The 16,433-nt window shown below is 65.4% G+C and carries 18 protein-coding genes; 6 read left to right on the top strand and 12 right to left on the bottom strand.

Translation table 11 applies throughout. The annotated features are described in order from the left end of the window. The first annotated feature begins 22 nt into the window (after positions 1-22). Together ACVMB0_RS14145 and ACVMB0_RS14140 are read left to right on the top strand one after the other, a co-directional pair. Positions 23-1,432 (top strand): aldehyde dehydrogenase family protein, encoded by a 1,410-nt coding sequence (locus ACVMB0_RS14145; RefSeq protein ID WP_456750260.1) that lies wholly within the window; start codon positions 23-25, stop codon positions 1,430-1,432. A gap of 105 nt (positions 1,433-1,537) precedes the next feature. Continuing rightward, on the top strand, positions 1,538-2,113 hold the full coding sequence (locus ACVMB0_RS14140) for a DUF2478 domain-containing protein (RefSeq protein WP_456750261.1): 576 nt from the start codon (positions 1,538-1,540) through the stop codon (positions 2,111-2,113). 157 nt (positions 2,114-2,270) lie between these two features. On the opposite strand, the gene ACVMB0_RS14135 is transcribed toward ACVMB0_RS14140, so the two are convergent. The 9 genes from ACVMB0_RS14135 to ACVMB0_RS14095 form a co-directional block, all read right to left on the bottom strand. Then, a complete protein-coding gene (locus ACVMB0_RS14135; RefSeq protein ID WP_461349582.1) occupies positions 2,271-3,602 on the bottom strand; it encodes an IS1182 family transposase in 1,332 nt (443 codons plus the stop codon). A 243-nt stretch (positions 3,603-3,845) separates the two neighbouring features. Continuing rightward, a complete protein-coding gene (locus ACVMB0_RS14130) occupies positions 3,846-4,052 on the bottom strand; it encodes a hypothetical protein (RefSeq protein ID WP_024581255.1) in 207 nt (68 codons plus the stop codon). A gap of 92 nt (positions 4,053-4,144) precedes the next feature. Beyond that, a complete protein-coding gene (locus ACVMB0_RS14125) occupies positions 4,145-5,140 on the bottom strand; it encodes a nitroreductase family protein (protein WP_461346649.1) in 996 nt (331 codons plus the stop codon). Then, positions 5,137-6,258: a GNAT family N-acetyltransferase gene (locus ACVMB0_RS14120; RefSeq protein ID WP_461346648.1), complete on the bottom strand. Its 1,122-nt coding sequence runs from the start codon at positions 6,256-6,258 to the stop codon at positions 5,137-5,139. Before ACVMB0_RS14120 ends, ACVMB0_RS14125 begins: the two co-directional genes overlap by 4 nt. Further along, the gene (locus ACVMB0_RS14115; protein WP_461346647.1) at positions 6,255-7,454 is read right to left on the bottom strand and encodes a hypothetical protein; all 1,200 of its coding nucleotides are present in this window, start codon (positions 7,452-7,454) and stop codon (positions 6,255-6,257) included. Before ACVMB0_RS14115 ends, ACVMB0_RS14120 begins: the two co-directional genes overlap by 4 nt. Then, positions 7,451-8,326: a HesA/MoeB/ThiF family protein gene (locus ACVMB0_RS14110; protein ID WP_461346646.1), complete on the bottom strand. Its 876-nt coding sequence runs from the start codon at positions 8,324-8,326 to the stop codon at positions 7,451-7,453. The genes ACVMB0_RS14115 and ACVMB0_RS14110 overlap by 4 nt, the downstream gene beginning before the upstream one ends. Then, positions 8,323-9,378, bottom strand: coding sequence for a hypothetical protein (locus ACVMB0_RS14105; protein ID WP_461346645.1), 1,056 nt, complete (start codon positions 9,376-9,378; stop codon positions 8,323-8,325). Before ACVMB0_RS14105 ends, ACVMB0_RS14110 begins: the two co-directional genes overlap by 4 nt. A 252-nt stretch (positions 9,379-9,630) precedes the next feature. Next, positions 9,631-9,906, bottom strand: a complete 276-nt coding sequence (locus tag ACVMB0_RS14100) for a YiaA/YiaB family inner membrane protein (protein ID WP_461346644.1) — start codon at positions 9,904-9,906, stop codon at positions 9,631-9,633. A 56-nt stretch (positions 9,907-9,962) separates the two neighbouring features. Further along, positions 9,963-10,658 carry a PspA/IM30 family protein gene (locus tag ACVMB0_RS14095; RefSeq protein ID WP_461346643.1) on the bottom strand — a complete coding sequence of 232 codons (696 nt, stop codon included), beginning with the start codon at positions 10,656-10,658 and terminating at the stop codon, positions 9,963-9,965. Between the two features lie 111 nt (positions 10,659-10,769). On the opposite strand from ACVMB0_RS14095, the gene ACVMB0_RS14090 reads away from it, so the two are divergent. Further along, a complete protein-coding gene (locus ACVMB0_RS14090; protein WP_461346642.1) occupies positions 10,770-11,378 on the top strand; it encodes a TetR/AcrR family transcriptional regulator in 609 nt (202 codons plus the stop codon). Positions 11,379-11,584: 206 nt separating this feature from the next. Continuing rightward, the gene (locus tag ACVMB0_RS14085) at positions 11,585-12,760 is read left to right on the top strand and encodes an acyl-CoA desaturase (RefSeq protein ID WP_461346641.1); all 1,176 of its coding nucleotides are present in this window, start codon (positions 11,585-11,587) and stop codon (positions 12,758-12,760) included. A gap of 12 nt (positions 12,761-12,772) precedes the next feature. Here ACVMB0_RS14085 and ACVMB0_RS14080 read toward each other — a convergent pair whose 3' ends face one another. Continuing rightward, positions 12,773-13,144: a cupin domain-containing protein gene (locus ACVMB0_RS14080; protein WP_456750269.1), complete on the bottom strand. Its 372-nt coding sequence runs from the start codon at positions 13,142-13,144 to the stop codon at positions 12,773-12,775. 207 nt (positions 13,145-13,351) lie between these two features. Here ACVMB0_RS14080 and ACVMB0_RS14075 point away from each other — a divergent pair, with 207 nt between their 5' ends. Next, positions 13,352-13,732, top strand: coding sequence for a hypothetical protein (locus tag ACVMB0_RS14075; protein ID WP_461346640.1), 381 nt, complete (start codon positions 13,352-13,354; stop codon positions 13,730-13,732). Positions 13,733-13,919: 187 nt separating this feature from the next. Here the strand turns inward: ACVMB0_RS14075 and ACVMB0_RS14070 are convergent, their stop codons facing one another. Continuing rightward, entirely contained in the window at positions 13,920-14,744 is an 825-nt protein-coding gene (locus tag ACVMB0_RS14070) for an amino acid kinase family protein (RefSeq protein WP_461346639.1), read from the bottom strand. Between the two features lie 14 nt (positions 14,745-14,758). Then, positions 14,759-15,571, bottom strand: a complete 813-nt coding sequence (locus tag ACVMB0_RS14065) for an amino acid kinase family protein (protein ID WP_461346638.1) — start codon at positions 15,569-15,571, stop codon at positions 14,759-14,761. Between the two features lie 124 nt (positions 15,572-15,695). Between ACVMB0_RS14065 and ACVMB0_RS14060 the strand changes: the two genes are divergently transcribed. Beyond that, the gene (locus ACVMB0_RS14060; protein WP_461346637.1) at positions 15,696-16,394 is read left to right on the top strand and encodes an ABC transporter permease; all 699 of its coding nucleotides are present in this window, start codon (positions 15,696-15,698) and stop codon (positions 16,392-16,394) included. The last annotated feature ends 39 nt before the right edge of the window (positions 16,395-16,433 follow it).

Raw genomic sequence — 16,433 nt, 5'->3', positions numbered from 1 at the left:
TTCACCAGGGAGAGCGAAGCCTATGAGTGATTACAGTCTTCTCATCGACGGCAAAATGGTACCCGGCGACAGCACGATGCCGGTGCTCAATCCGGCGACCGAAGAGGTGGTGGCGCAGTGCCCGCGCGCCTCCAAGGAACAGCTCGACAAGGCGGTCGCCGCCGCGAAGGCCGCCTTCCCGGCCTGGGCCGCCACGCCGATGGCGGAGCGCCGCAAGCTCATCATCAAGATGGCCGAGGTGATCGAAACCAACACCAACGAGCTGGCGCGGATCCTGACCAGCGAGCAGGGCAAGCCGCTCGCGGACGCCACCGGCGAAGTGATGGGCATGGCCGGCTTCTTCCGCGATCTCGGCTCGCTCGAACTGCCGATGCGCGTGATCGAGAATTCCGGCGACCGCAAGGTCGAGGCCTATCGCCGCCCGCTCGGCGTGGTCGGCGCGATCATTCCCTGGAACTATCCGCTGCTGATCCTGGCGTTCAAGCTGCCGTCGGCGCTGCTCGCCGGCAACACCCTGGTGGTGAAGCCCGCACCGACCACGCCGCTGGCCTCCCTGCGCTTTGCCGAGTTGGTCAAGGACGTCCTGCCGAAGGGCGTGCTGAACTTCATCGCCGACGCCAACGATCTCGGCGATCACATGACCAAGCATCCGGACATCCGCAAGATTTCGTTCACCGGCTCGACCGCAACCGGCCAGAAGGTGATGGCAAGCGCTTCGCAGACGTTGAAGCGGATCACGCTCGAGCTCGGCGGCAACGATGCCGGCATCGTGCTCGACGACGTCGACCCGAAGAAGGTCGCGCCCGGCATCTTCGAAGGCGCGTTCCAGAACTCCGGCCAGGTCTGCCTCGCCATCAAGCGGCTTTATGTGCACGAGTCCGTCTATGACGAGATCTGCAACGAGCTGGTCGCCATCGCGAAGAACACCGTCGTCGATGACGGCTCCAAGCAAGGAACAAAACTCGGGCCGCTGCAAAACAAGATGCAGTACGAGAAGGTGAAGGCGTTCCTCGACGATGCCCGCAAGAACGGCAACGTGATCGCCGGCGGCGCCGCAATGGACCGTCCCGGCTACTTCATCGAGCCGACCATCGTGCGCGACATCAAGGAAGGCTCCAAGCTGGTCGACGAGGAGCAGTTCGGTCCGGTGCTGCCGGTCATCAAGTATTCCGACAAGGACGACGTGATCCGTCGCGCCAACGCCACCACCTACGGCCTCGGCGCCTCAGTATGGTCGTCCGACATCAAACGGGCGCATGAGATCGCGACCCGGATCGAGGCCGGCACGGTGTGGATCAACAAGCACCTCGACATGGCGCCGAACATTCCGTTCGGCGGCGCCAAGCAGTCGGGCATCGGCACCGAATTCGCCGAGGAAGGCCTTGCCGAATTCACCCAGCTGCAAATCATCAACGGCCCGCCGGCCGCCTGATCCGAAGGAAACATGCGGCCGCCACGCCTTGGCAACGCTTGGTAACCCTTGGTAACCCTTGACGCGGCGGCCCGCCCCTCTCCTCCACAACGAACAGAGCCCACCATGTTCGACGCCCAATGCGACCTCGCCGCCCTGGTCTATGACGACAACGACGATCCTGACGCCGTGCTGCGCGACTTCGCCGCCGATCTGAAGACGCAGGGCACACGCGTGGTCGGCATGGTGCAGACGGGCCAATGCGCCGATTCCAGCCTGTCCGCGGTGCTGGTGCATAGCGGCGAGACGCTGCTGCTGGCGCAGCCGCCGAGCCAAAGTCCTGAGAATCCAGGTGCCACCGGCTGCAAGCTCGATCTGTCGCGGCTGCACGATGCCGGCGTTCGCGTCGCCGACGCGCTTTCGGCGGGCGCCGATCTCGTCATCGTCAACCGCTTCGGCAAGCGCGAACGCGACGGCAAGGGCCTCGGCTTCGTGATCGATCGCGCGCTCGGTGCCGATATTCCGGTCGTCATCGCGGTGTCGCGCGCAAGCTTTGCCGACTGGATCAAATTCGCCGGCGGCATGAGCGTGAAGCTCGCCTGCGACCGTCCCGCGCTGGATGCCTGGTGGCACAACGTCTCGCTGCGGACCGCGGGGCGGGTCGCGCCGGATCGCACAACGGTGTGCGAAGTGTTCAAGTAAACATCAGCTCCGTAGCGCAGCCGACGGCGTAACCGGGTCACCCACTATCACCGTCATCCTGAGAGCTTGTGACGGATTCGGCTCCTGCGGAGTTTTTGGCGGCTGTTCGTCGCAGCAATTGGCAGGTTTGAGTTCGAGTTCGGCGATGACCCGTTGTTTAGGCTCTGGAGAGGCGGTTGCCTTGCAGGATGTTGTTGACGAGGGCGTACCAGAGCACGACGGCACGGACCTTTTCGATGCCGCGCACGGTCAATTGCCGCAGGTCCCAATTGCGCCAGCGGGCATGGATGCACTCGCAGATCGACCGGGACCTGTATCGGGCCTTGCCCTCTTCGCTCGCCATTCGCGCACGCCAGGCCAACACCCCCGGACCGTCGCCGCGCCGCGGTAGATAGGGATCGGTACCGTGCTTGGATTGAGTGGGCGGACAAAAGATATCGATGCCCTCGGCATAGGCCCATTCGATGTCCTCGGCACTGCCAAAGCCGCCATCGACGAGATGGTCCTTGGGCAACCCTCCGGGCCGCGCACGCTGCCGCTCCAGCATGGGGCGCATCAGGCCGCGATCGGATCCGACGTTGCAAATTCTGGTGTCGACGACGATCTGCTCGCCGGCCACGCTCGTCACCTGCACGTTGTAGGCGGGGCGGAAGCCGCCGTTCGCCATCTTCATGACCCGTGCATAGGCGTCCGTCGTGGAGGCCCGCGGCTCCTTCGGCGTCTTGCCGTTGCCGCGATTTTCTTCGCGCTCCTTGCGCTGCTGCTTGATCTCGGCGAGCGCCGTCTGCGCCGCCTTCACCCGCGCGCTGCGTTCCCGCGCGGCCCGCTCCTTGGCTGCCCGGGCACGCTTATTGCTGGCGTCCGAGCGTGTGTCGACCTCGCGCTTGAGGTCTTCCACCACGGCCTCAGCCTGCGCCAAATGCTTATCCAACGTCGCCTCGCGCCGGAACGAGGCGGCCCCGGCGCTGGCCCGGACCCGCATGCCATCCTGCGCCAAGGTCTCCAGATCGACGAGACCGGCCTTTGCCAACGCTGCCAGATGCTCACTGAGCAGTCGGTCAAGCAGATCGGCGTTGCCGACCCGGAAGTCCGCCAGCAGGTGATAGTTCACCGACACCCCGCCGCACAGCCAGCGATAGGCATCGTGGCTCTCGCACAGCCGCTCCAACGCCCGCGCGCTGCCAACGCCTTCGCTGGCGGCATAGAGCCACAGCGCCAGCAAAAGCCGGGGCGAGGTCGCGGGGTGACCGGGACGATCGCCGCGAGCCTTGATCCGGTCCTCCAACTCACTCAGATCAAGCTCTTCGACATAAGACCAGATCAGCCGCACCGGATGGTCTTCCCCGATCAGGCTCTCAATATCAACCGCTCGCAGCGCAATCTGGTCGCGCTGGGGCTCACGCAGCCGCGGAGCGCCGGGCAAGCCCGCTTCGGCTGGTGGCTTCGCCTGCTCCGGCAGGTCCCCAAACAACTCATCGGCAGCCAACATCACCTCCCGCGAATCCGTCATCGCCAGAGAATCACACCGCGCCGGCTTTCGGCTATAATGCTCGCTGAAACCCCAAAAAAATCACACCCTCTGAGGAGCGCGTAGCGCGTCTCGAAGGATCGACGGCCCGGCCTGTGGCCGATTCATCCTTCGAGACGCGCGCAAGAGCGCGCTCCTCAGGATGACGGTACAAACAGAATCGCAGGATCGGTCAGCTAACCCTACCCTACGCAACAGACACGCCTACAGCGTTTCCTGCTTGTGGTCGCAGTTCTTGCAGGTGAACTTGACGCGGGACTGGCCCTTTTCCGCCTGAACCCGGTTCGGCGCGCCGCACTTGCCGCAGACCGCCTCGATCCGGGTGGTGCCCTGCTTGATGACCAGGTTCCGCTTTTCCATGGTCTCGCGGATCAGGCGCTCGGCCTCTTCGCGCAGCGATTGCTTCGACATCATCCCCACCGGTCATTGGTTAGCGGGCGGCGTCATAGCACGACCCCGTGAAGCTTTGACAGCGGCTATCGCGCTCTTTTTGTGAGCGCATCCTAGATGATGAGTTGCTCGACCGGCAGTCGGAAATGCCGGGGTTTCAACGGTTTTGCCGGCCTGCCGACGCGAAACACGTTGACGAGGCGCAGATCCGCGCCGATCCGGCCGAGTTTGCGCGGCCGATCGTTGAAGTCGGGATGATCTGCCAGGGCCGAGATCGGACATGCCGCGAAGCCCGCGCGATCGATCTCGAGCCAGCTGCGATAGAAGTGCCGCCCCGTCGTGAGTGGATCCTCACCGACCGGACGGCAGAACAGCACGATCGCCGCTGCCGAGATGGTCTTGGCGCGATCGGCGAGCAGCATTGCGGCGAGACCGAGACGATCCAGCGGCTTGAACAGGCCGCCGAGCACGTAGCGTGCGGCGGTGACCTCCACCGCATTCATGGCCAGCGCATCGCGATTGAGACCATCGAGCAGATAGTGCGGATGATCGGGCGACAGCCGCATCCATGCCAGCAGCTCGGCCCTGTAGTCGTCACCATGGACAAAGGAGAACTCGGCCTGGTCGGCCCAGCCGGCAATATCGGCGATCGCCTGGCGATCACAGATGCAGATCAGATCGTCACGCGCGACGGCAAGCTGCGCCAGCGATGCGCCGTCATCCGGCGACGCCACGAACTTGCCGCGCCATGACATGCGGCGCGCCGCATGATCAGCCAGCGGATCGGGCGCGACGCCTTGCCTGATCGCAAAGCTGCACAGCGCGGCAAATTGCGGCGACAGCGGCTGCTCGATCGTGGTCATGGCCGTGATCGCGAAGCCGCGGCGGTTGAGCGCAAGGCTCATGCCCTCCAGCGCCGCGCCGTGCGAGACGAGGACATCATGCCCCGCCGGGTCCGCGACCGGCGCGCGCACACTGGTATCGTCGACCAGCGCCAGCCGCCCGTCGTCGAGCAGCCGCCAGCGCGTCGGCTGGATATTGTGGACGCTCGGCGCCAGCCGCGCCTCCGCGACCAGCTCGCGCAGCAGATCCGGCGTCAGGGCGCTCATGCCGCCGCCAACCGCTTGGTGAACAGATGCAGCCGGTGCAGCGGCGTGGCGCCGGCCTTCTCGACCTGGCGCAGCGACGAAGCGTTGATATCCGATATCCAGGTGCCGCCGAGCGTCCGATAGCCGGCCTGCTGCAACGCCAGCGCGGTGCGGTAAAGCATCGCGCCGTTGAGGCCGCGATTGTGCAGATCGCGGCAGACCGACTGATAGATCAGAACCGCACGCGTGTTCAGAATGCGGTGCTGCACGAATCTGAACGGCGCCAATAGCCCGATCCGGCCGCCGATCGCCTTGATCAATGGGTTGAGGTCCGGGATCGCGATGATCGCGCCGGCGGGGCGGCCGCGGTGATAGACCACGGTCGAAATCCGCTTGTCGATGATCCACATCATGTCGCCGGCCTGGAACAGATATTCGGCCGGGGTCGGCGGCACGAACATCGGATTGTCGGCGAAGCCGTCATTGAGGATCAGCCGCGCATCCTCCAGCCGCACCTTGAACGCAGAACGCTTGATCGGCTGCCAGACGAAATCCGGATCGGCGAGCACCGCGCGTTGCTTGTCGCCGAGCAGCTGCTCCGGCTTGCCGCCGTCGAGCGCGATCTCGAACGTCGTCATCGGGAAGGTCGCGGCATAGCCCGCGCGCTCGAGATGCTGCGCGATATGCGGCGGCGACCATATCATGTCGGTGAACGGGGCGTGGTCGAAGCCATCGGTCATGACGCCGATCTGCTGCATCGCCGTCAGATTGAAATTGCCGGCGACCCGGCTCATGCCGCGCGCGGACAGCCATTGCTCGGCGGCGCGCAGCAGCGCATCGGCGACTTCGACATCGTCGATACAGTCGAAGAAGCCGAACGCGCCGTGACGGGTGCCGTGCTTGCGGTTCGACGCGTCATGGATCGAGGCGGCGATGCGGCCGACCGGCTTGCCGTCGCGATGCGCCGAGAACAGCGCATAGCGGCCATGGCCTTCGGTGATCAACGGGTTCTTCGCCGGGTCGAACATCCGGTCGAAATCGCTCCACAGGGGCGGTACGTAGAGGCTGTCCCGCCCATAGGCGTTGAGCGCGGCGTCGAATGCCGCCTTGCGATCGCCCTCGCGGATCTCAAGCGTCATTTGGCCTCCGGGGTCAATGCCAACAGCCGCCTGACCAGCGCCAACGCGGTTTCGGTGGCGGGATCGGCCGCGGTGACCGGCACCGCCAGCACGATCAGATCGAGCGGATCATGCGCGAGCACGATGACATGGGTGGCGCTGTTGGCCGTCATCAGCGAGATGAGGCGCTCGGCGGCCGGGTCGATCGGCGATAGGCCCCACGGCGCGTCGGGACGGCGCAGCACGCGCCGCGTCGACAGGACGTCGCGCAGCAGCGGCGGATCGTAGAGCGCAAGATCGCGTTCGCGGAAGCGCTGCGCGCTTTCGAAGATCGGGTGCCGCGCCAGCTCGGCGATCAACTGCTCGCGGGTCTGCGCCGGCGAGGTCGCGACCGAATTAAGCACGCCGGGCTCCTGGGATTCGAACAGCGCGCGCAGCGCATCGGTCATCAGCCCGATGGTCAGCACGCCGGCGATCGCGACCGCGACGAACCGCACCATCTGCGCGGCATCGACATCGGGCGCCATGAAGCTGGCGGCGAGCCCGAGCAGGCCCGAAGAGATCAGGCGCAGCGCCATCATCGCAAGTCCGTGGCGGCGGGTCTCGGCGCCGCCGCCGGCGATCAGCATCACGGTGACCGTGAGCAGCGCACCCAGCGCGCCGAGCCGGACCGGAATGTGGGGGAATAGCGTGCGGAAATCGGTCAGGATGAACGGGATCACCACCAGCGCGCCGACCGCCATGCGGCCGATGCTACGGTTCTCCGAGGCCATCAGCGCGGCGCGGTCGCGCGTCGCCAGCAGCACAGCGCAGGTAGCAAAGCCCAGCAGCTGAAACAGCGCCAGCGTGATCGCATAGGGCATCGCAAAGCGTTGCAGCCCGAACGTGCCGCCGAGGCCGAGCAGAATGCCGCCGGCAAGCGCTGCGACCTTGACCGCGCACGGCGCATGCCGGCGCAGGATGCCTTCGGTGACGATCAGCGCGCCGAGCGGGATCAGCGCGGCCGGGATCACCGAGAGGCGGTCGAGCACGAAGCTTCCGCTCCACCAGGCAAGGCCGCGGTCGAGAAACAGGGTCGCGATCACGCCAAGCGCGAGCAGCAGGCGGCGGGTCAGCGGGCTCCTGGGATCGCGGCGGTAGAACGTCATCATCGCCACCGCGACGCCGATGGCGCCGCAGAGATTGACGATGGAATCGGCGATCACCCCTGATGTCATTTGCCGCTCGTCAACTCGTCGATGGCGCGCCGGACCAGCGGACGCATCAAGGCGGCGACCAGCGCATTGCGCGGCTTCTCGATCGCGGGCCGGTGCGGGTTGAGGAACCAGCCGCGGCAATCGGTGCCGGAGCGGCGGCCGAGGATCAGCGCGACCGCCTCATAGGCCATCAGCATCCCGGTCGAGATCACCATCGGCGCAAACGACATCCGGCTGCGGCGGCCGGCCGCCACCTCGCCTGCGATCGCAAGATCGACATAGTTGCGCGACGAGGAGTGCAGCATCACGTGCTCGATCTCGGCCCGCGTCGCGGCGCGGCGGTCGTCGTCGGTGATCGCAGTCCAGTCCTTGCCTGTTGTCGGAAAGCCGAGGCGCTGTTCGGGCCGTGGATCGTGCGGGCGCACCACGATCACCGACGGCAGCGGCGACATATAGGCGTCGATCACGGTTGCATCCGCGGCTTTCGCGGTCCGGTACAGATGCACGCCGGCAGCAATATCGTCCATGCCGTTGACGATCACCGGGCAGCGTTCGGCGATCCCGGCGAGTTCGCTGGTCCAGTTCTCGCCGAGCACCTCGACCTCGATGGTCGGGTTGATGCGTTTGGCGGCCTCGGCGGCGACCGCCGCCTTCTCGCGGCCGACCTCGTCGGCGAAGGCGAACACCTGGCGGTTGAGGTTGGAGACCTCGAAGCGATCGATGTCGGCGATCACGAACTTGCCGACACCGGCGCGCGCCAGCGCCATGAAGGCCGCGCCTCCCATGCCGCCGACGCCGCAGACGAACACCCGCGCCTGACGCAGCAGCTGCTGCTCGTGCTCGTCGATGAAGCCGATGTTGCGGCCGGTGAACGAGTAATAGTCGAAATTCATCGCGCCGCCCCGTTCTCCTGCCGGCGCGGCCGCAGGGTGCCGAAGGCGCGGCTGTCGTCCAGCCAGTAGACCACCGGCAGCACCAGCCGCTGCAGGGCCAGCATCGCGGATGCCGCGAGCAATGCTGGCAGCGAGCCCGAGGGCACTTCGCTCATGACGTAACGGCGCGCGCCGGCCAGATCGATGCGGCCGAGTTGCAGCACATCGTCGCCGCGGCCGTAGTCGAGCTCGCGCTCGCAAAATTCATTGTAGATCGCGTTGCGATGTTTCGGCGCGATCTCGAAGGTCTTCTTCAGCGCGTCCGAGCCGCCGGTATAGGCATTGGTGATGACCGAGCGCGCCTCGTCGAAGCCGGCTTCCTCGCCGACGCCGAACACCGCACGGTGCCGGGCCATGATGCCGCGCGCCAGTTGCAGATGCGCAAAGCTCTGCCGCGCGCCCGGCTGCGGCGACGGGAACACGTCCGAGAAGGTGTCGCTGACCATGCCGACCACCGCGGGCACCTGGGTGACATTGGATATCCATTTCGGCCGCAAGCCGTCGCGGGCGAACAGCACCAGTGCGGTCAGACCGTACAGCACCCAGGACAGCCCCTGCCCGCGCACGTCGGGATCGACCATGACGAGGCCGAGATGGGTCACCTCAGCCGGCTCGCCGTCGAGCGGCACATCCATCACCGACAGCGCGTTGAACGCGATCGGCCGGCCGGTGTCTTCCTCCGAGATCAAGGTGACGACGGCGCGCGACAGCCGCTCCGGCTCGCCGGAGAAGATGCCGTAGCTCAGGCTCTCGGCAGGCAGCGTCTTCGCGGCAACCATGCGCAGCTGCGCGACCAGCGCGTCGAGTTCGTCCTTCGGCAACGACAGGCCGGGAGATTCGACGATGCGGGTGCGCTGCCCGGCCTGGGTCCGCAAAGTGAGATCGATGGTCGGCTGCGACAGCGCCTTCAGCCAGAAGCCGGCATGGCTGCGCAGGCCGTCAAAGGCCGCGCGCGCCTTCGCAAGACCCTTGCTGCCGCGCGAAGCGGGGGTCGGATTGTCCGTGGACGCCATTTCTCTGTCCCTCGGGCGCGATCTCTGCACTCCGGCCCGTTAAGGAGCCATGAGCGCAACCTGACGCTGTTCGCCGCAGGGTAAACGAGGCCTTCCGGAAACGGAACAAGTTGCCGCAAGAGCTGCCGTCCGTCATTGCGAGCGCAGCGAAGCAATCCACCCTTCCGCAGACGCGGGCCGATGGATTGCTTCGTCGCTAGCGCTCCTCGCAATGACGCGGAGGAAATGGGGCTCCCGGCTTACGTCGTCTTCTTAGGCCGCCTTGGACACTTCCATCAGCAGGCGCTCGGCCTTGGCGTCCTCGATGCGGTTGACGAACTTGCCGCTTTCGTAATTGTCGCGCACCGTCTTGGTCAGCGTCACGCAGGTCTGGACCAGCATCACGATGCCCATCGTCAGATAGCCCTTCATCCAGAGGTCGATCGGCAGGAAGAACAAGCCGACGCCGACGAGGAAGGCGGAGGCCGCGAAGGACGCGTAAGTGAAGGTCACCCAGCTGCTGCTGTGGGGTTGAATGGTCTGGTTCATGGTCGTCTCCTTGATGTGATGTCGATTGAAGTTGGTGTGGTTTCAGGCTTGAGGCGTCAGGCTGCGTTCGGGCGCTTGGCTTTCAGCCGCGCCAGCACGTCGTCGGCGGTCGATTTCATGCGCGGGCCAAAGCCCTGCTCGGCAAGCTTCTCGGCGGTGGCCAGCGGTCCCGAGGCGGTATCGATCTCGAACAGCGCGTCGTCGGCCGCCTGCATCTCGATCTGCCGCTCGCGCAGCCGCTTCAGCGTCGCCTCGGCTTCCGGCAGCGTCGACTCATAGGGCCGCGCCGCCTCGATGCCGCTCCGGCGCAGCGAGCGCACCGCCTCCGAGGCGCGGGCCAGCCGGCGGCCGCGATCGAGCTCGGCGATGCGCGCCTCGGCATTGGCGACGTGGCGCTTCAGCCGGGTGATCTCGGTGGCGAACAGCGTCCGCGCGGTCATCGCGGCATCGCGTTCGGCCTCGAGATTGGCGATCGCCTGCGCGGCTTCGCGGGCGAGATCTTCGCGGCCGCCCTCGAGCGCCGCTGACGCGCGCACCTCGAGATCGGCGATCCGGGCGTTGGTGGCCTCGAGCCGGCGGCCTTCCTGCTGGTCGCCGGCGATGGCCAGCGCCAGTGACCGCTTCGAGCGCTCGACTGCGGCGGCGGCATCGCGCATCTGCTGGTCGAGGATGACCAGCGTGGTGCGGTCCTGCAGTTCCTCTTCGGCCACCGCAACGGTGCCGCGGAAAAGTGTGAAAACAGTTTTGAACATTTCGTCGCTCCCTGTTATGAGCATCGCTCATGAACTCTTGTACCACATAATGAGCGATGCTCAAGAACTATATGAGCGTCGCTCACGCATGTGATTAATGGCGGGTAAAACATGTCCAAAGCATTGGAACGACGTGCAAAATTGCGCGAAGCGCTGATCGAGGCGGCAGAACGGGCGATTGCGACAAAGGGTCTCGGCGGGCTGAAAACCCGCGAATTGGCCCAGGAAATCGGAGTCGCCAATGGCGGCGTCTACAATCTGGTCGAGGATGTCGACGAGCTGATCCTGCGGGTCGGCTCACGCACGCTGGCCCGGCTCGATGCCTCGCTGTCGCTGGCCGAGATCGGCGTGGCGGCCGCGCCGCGCGAGATGCTGGTGCGGATCGCGGTCGCCTATTGCGACTTCGCGGCCGACAATCTCGAACTGTGGCGCGCGCTGTTCGAGCATCGCATGCAGCCCGGCAAGCCGGTGCCGGAATGGGCGATCACCGAGCAGATGGAATTGTTCCGTCACATCTACAAGCCGCTCGCCGCACTGTTCCCGCAGCGCACGCCGGCGCAACTCGGTGTCACCGCGCGCAGCCTGTTCTCCGCCGTGCACGGCATGGTCGCGCTCGGGCTGGAGCACAAGCTGATCGCGGTGCCGATCGGCCAACTGCGCAGCGAGATCGCGACCCTGACGCGTGCGATGGTCGACGGACTGACGGCGAAGAAGGATTAGCGCCGGCGCCCTATCCAGCGGCACATCTGCGTGAGGCGTCAGCTGCGGCAATCGGCGCCATGCTGCTTTGACAGCCGATGTACTAGCAGAGCCCCTGGTTTCGCGACCCCGCGACTTGTCTACCGGCCGTGGGGTTCTACTTATAACAGCGCGCAAAGACCGCCCGGCCCGGCGGCCCGCGCATCGAAGCAACCGAGGTCGCGCGCGTGTCCACCAATATCGATCCCGATCTCCAGCACGACGACATCATATACCCGCAGGTCCTGCCGTTTCTGCTGGTCCACGCAGGGTGTCTGGCGGCGATCTGGACCGGCGTCTCCTGGCAAGCGATTGCAATCTGCATCGTCCTGTACTGGCTGCGCATGTTTGCGATCACTGCCGGCTATCATCGGTATTTCTCGCATCGGGCTTACGCAACAAGCCGGACGTTTCAATTCGTCCTCGCGTTCCTGGCCCAAAGCAGCGCCCAGAAAAGCGTGCTTTGGTGGGCCGCGAAACACCGGCATCACCATCTTCATTCGGATACCGAGCACGATGTGCATTCACCCCGACATAAGGGCTTCCTGTACAGTCATGTCAGCTGGATCTTTTATCGGCAGCATGATGCAACGGATCTGACCAAAGTCGCGGATTTTGCCGCCTATCCGGAGTTGATGTGGCTGCACAAATTGGAGGTCCTCCCGGCGATCGTGGTCGCAGCTCTGTGCTTCCTCATTGCCGGATGGCCGGGGCTCGTGATCGGTTTCTTCTGGAGCACCGTGCTGCTGTATCACGCGACGTTTTGCATCAACTCGCTTGCCCATGTTCACGGGCGCAAGCGCTATGTCACGGGCGATGATTCCCGCAACAACTGGCTGCTGGCCCTGTTCACGATGGGCGAGGGTTGGCACAACAATCATCACGCCTACCAGAGCAGCGCGCGGCAAGGCTTCCGGTGGTGGGAGATCGATGCGACCTATTATGTCCTGGTGGCGTTGTCCTGGCTCGGCCTCGTCCGGGAGCTGAAGGCGCCGCCGGCGCAGGTTCTTCGCAACGAGCAGCGCCTGGGATCGCGCGTGATCAAGCGAACGGCCGAGCAGCTCGCCGGCCGTTTCAATCCCGAATACATCGCGCAGGCCATCAAATCGTCGGTGCACGAAACCGGGTTATCGGTGCGGGAGGCGCTTGTGCTGTTGCAGCACCGGGCCGATCTGCATCTGCCCAGCATTCCCACGCGCGAGCGGTTGCTGGCCGAAGCCCAGGCCATGTTCGCGAAGACCAGTTCGTTGGACGATATCGTCGACCGTGCCCATGAGCTGCTGGTGGAATCGGTTTGCCTGCTGCTGGCCGTTCCACCCGCGCTGGCCGGCGCAACGCCAAAGCCGCAAGCGAGCCGGCGGTAGCGTCTCGCAGCCTTACGGCTCCATCGTGTAAGCGCGCCCGGGCTCGAGCGCGTAGATGGTCAGGAAGCGCAGCGGCCGCTCCGGATCGCAATTGCGAAACAGCGTGTGCGGAATGTCAGCGCGATCCTGCAAGGTCTCGCCGGCCCGGTATTGCCGTGGCGCCTCGTCGCCATAGGCGGACTCGGCAACGCCCTCGACGATGAAGATCACGCCGCCAACGGGATGGCGGTGCAGCGGCGCCACGCCGCCCGGCGGATAGGTCACCTCGGCAACGACGAGTTCGCGATGATCGCCGGGCAATGCAAGACGCTCGAGGGTCCTGCGCGTGACGCCGGCAAATCCGCCTTGTCGACCCTTTGCCTGACCGTCGTTGCTTTCAGCCATTGGAACCCTTTCCTTGGTCACGCGAGCCTTTGGCCCGATCAGATCGGGCTGCAATGATGATGGGGACGCTCCGACGACGCAACAAGCGCCTGAGCGTGACGACACACGTCACACAGGTGCCGCGAAGCCCTGTCCGTGAAGCCCTTGCCACACCTGCTGCCACGTTGCAGGATTCCCGCGCCGAAAACGGTCAGCAGTGGGCCTTGCATGAAAACGTGTATCGTGGTCGCCGCAGTGGCGCTCATCCTTGCAGCATCAGACGTCACGCCGGCGCTGTCGGCGCAACCCACGCCGGAATGCTCGATGTCGGTGACATTGGCGGATTGGGGCGAGAATTCGACCGGCGATATCGACGTTGCCTCGGGCGAAAGCTGCCAGATTCCGATCGGGATCCGCGGCACGGTGACAGACTCGGCGATCTCGCAGAAGCCGGCCTATGGCAAATTGAAGAAGATCAACGCGTCGACCTTCGAGTACCGGGCGAAAGCCAAGTACAAGGGCAATGATACGTTTGCCATCAAGGCAACGGGTCAGGGACCGAAGGCGTCCGGCACCTCGGTCATCACCGTGCACGCGACGATCAAGTAATCGCCGCGATGGCGCTGAGCTCCCTCTCCCCGGCTTAACGGGAGAGAGTTGGGGTGAGGGGCTGCATCCGCGCGTACGGTGATAGCTGCGTCCGCGGAAACTCCCCCTCACCCGGAATGCAAGCTGCGCTTGAATTCCGACCTCTCCCCGCAGGCGGGGCGAGATGAAGTGGAGTCCGCCGCTCGAGTTACGCCGGCCGCGCGCCAGTGCGGATGATCGTGCCGACGTGCTGGCCGCGCAGTGCCGCGGTGAGCCGGCCGGGAACGAGGCCGTTCACGACCTGCACGCGCGCGATGTGCCGCGCGTTGGCCATCACCTCGAGCAGCGCGGGATCGAACGGCAGCGTGCCCTTCAGCTCGGCGAGATCGGCGAGGCTGGCCTCGCGCAACAGCTGCGCCTTCTTGCCGTTGGGACCGTTCGGATCCTCGGTGTAGACACCGTCGACATCCTCCACGATCGTCAGCCCGGCGGCGCCGAGCGCATCGGCGAGCAGGAACGCGCCGGTGTCCGCCCGATGCAGCGGGATGCGCGAGTTCGGAAACTCGTGATGGTGATAGGGCGGAAACGCGCTGCCCACCACGGCGCGCGATGCGGAGAGATGAATCGCGAGCTGGCTCGCGATGGTCGGATGCTCGATATAGGACACGCCCTCCGGTGCGAGCAGGCAGCCGAGAATATGGCCGTTCTGCCCGGCCTCGCTCGCCGCCAGCGGCTGGAGCGAGCCGACCGGCAGCCCGAGGTCGAGGCCGACGCTGTAGAGATGGCGGGCGCGGATGCCGGCGCCGGTCAGGATCAGCATGCGGTGCTCGGGCAGCAGTGCGCGCAGCTCGGCGACAACAGGCAGGATCGCCTCATGGCCGCGATCCATGATGGAGCGGCCGCCGATCTTGATCACCTGCACCCAGGGCAACAGCGGAATCGGACGTCCGCCGGCGACGGGACGGGTGAGATCGCTGTCGAGCAGAGTCTGGTGCGCGAGCGGCGAAGCGACGTGCTTGATGGTGTCATCCATGGTCGTGCCCCTGGTCAGTTCGCGGTGATGATGGTGCCGACATGCTCGCCCGCGAGCGCGCGGGTGAGATTGCCGGGGACGAGGCCATTGATGACCTGCACCTGGCGGACATGGCGCGCGGAGGCGAGCAGATCGAGCACCGGGAATTCGAGGATCGAATCCTGCAATCCCTTGGCCTTCATCTCGGCGACCGAGATCTTCGGAATGAAGGTCGCGCCCTTCGAGGTCTTCGGGTTCGCGGTGTAGAGGCCGTTCTCGTCCTTGACATAAATCATCGCCTTGCAGCCGAACTGCTCGGCGACTAGGAAGCAACCGGCGTCGGTGCGGTAGGGCGGGATCATGCCCTCGGGCGCGGGCCGCATCCACAAGCCGTAGGGCGGCATGCCGCTGAAGATCACGGCGTTGACCTCGGCGAGATACAGCGGCACGGCCGACAGCCCGGCACCACTGACCGCGGAGATGCCGTGCTTGGCCAGCAATTGGCCCAGCATTACCGCATACTGGTCGGCAACCGATGCGCCGAGCTGCGACAGCACGCCGGCCGGCAGCCGCAGTCCGGCCGCGATCGAGTAGAGGTGCCGGGCGCGGGTGCCCGCCCCGGTCCCGATCAACAGCTTGTGCGCCTTGCGGGCGGCGACGATCTCGTCGACCAGCGGATAGACGGCGGCGCGGCCGCGGTCGATCACGCTCTGCCCGCCGATCTTGATCACCGTGGCATCCGGCAGGATCCGGAAGTCCGATGCCGCATCCGCCGCAGCCAAAAGCTGCGGATCGGTCAGCGACCGCTGCATCAGGAGCGCTTCAAGCTCCGCCGTCGTGTGTGCCATGAGAAACGTCCTTATCATCAATGCGCCTGGCATTGCTTCCGGATGCACTGGTAGCGGTAAGCGGGGCGGGTCTCAAGACCTCGATGATTTTGCTTATTTGCCGAGGTCTGGCTTAGTAGGGACCATGAATGATTTTACCCAAGCGCTGGAACTGGCGGCCGGCCTTATCGGCCGCTTTGATCCGGAGTTGCGTCAGATCGTCGGGCTGTCGCTTGGCGTCAGCCTGACCGCGAGCTTCTTTGCCTTCGCGATCGGGGCGCCGATCGGTACGGCGCTGGCCGTCTACCGGATCCGGGGCAGAGTTGCGTTGATCGTCGTCGTCAATGCGCTCCTGGGGTTGCCGCCGGTCGTGGTGGGACTTGCTGTTTACCTCCTGCTGTCCCGATCGGGACCGTTAGGGGCGCTGGGGATTTTGTTTACGCCAGCCGCCATGGTGATCGCGCAGGCCATTCTCGGCATTCCGATCGTCATTGCCCTGGTGCATCGGACGATGGTGGATGTCTGGGCTCGTTACGGCGATGCCCTTCTCGTCGACGGCGCCTCGCGCTTGCGCGCCATCTGGACACTCATGGCGATCGGACGCGACGGGCTCTTGACCGCGTTTCTCGCGGCTTTCGGCCGGGCGATCGCAGAGGTCGGCGCGATCATCATCGTCGGCGGCAATGTGCGCGGGCATACGCGCACCATGACCACTGCCATCGCATTGGAGACCAGCAGGGGAGAGCTAAGCCTTGCCCTTGCGCTTGGCATCATCCTCATCATCCTATCGATGACCGTGAGCGCGTTGAGCTTCCTGATCGGACGCATCTTCGCCGCTCGCTGAAGCGCCAAACGATACTGTTGTTCAAAGGGAGATCGCCCG

The organism is Bradyrhizobium sp. USDA 4451 (genome assembly GCF_054822585.1).
This window is presented reverse-complemented; position numbering and strand designations above follow the sequence as displayed.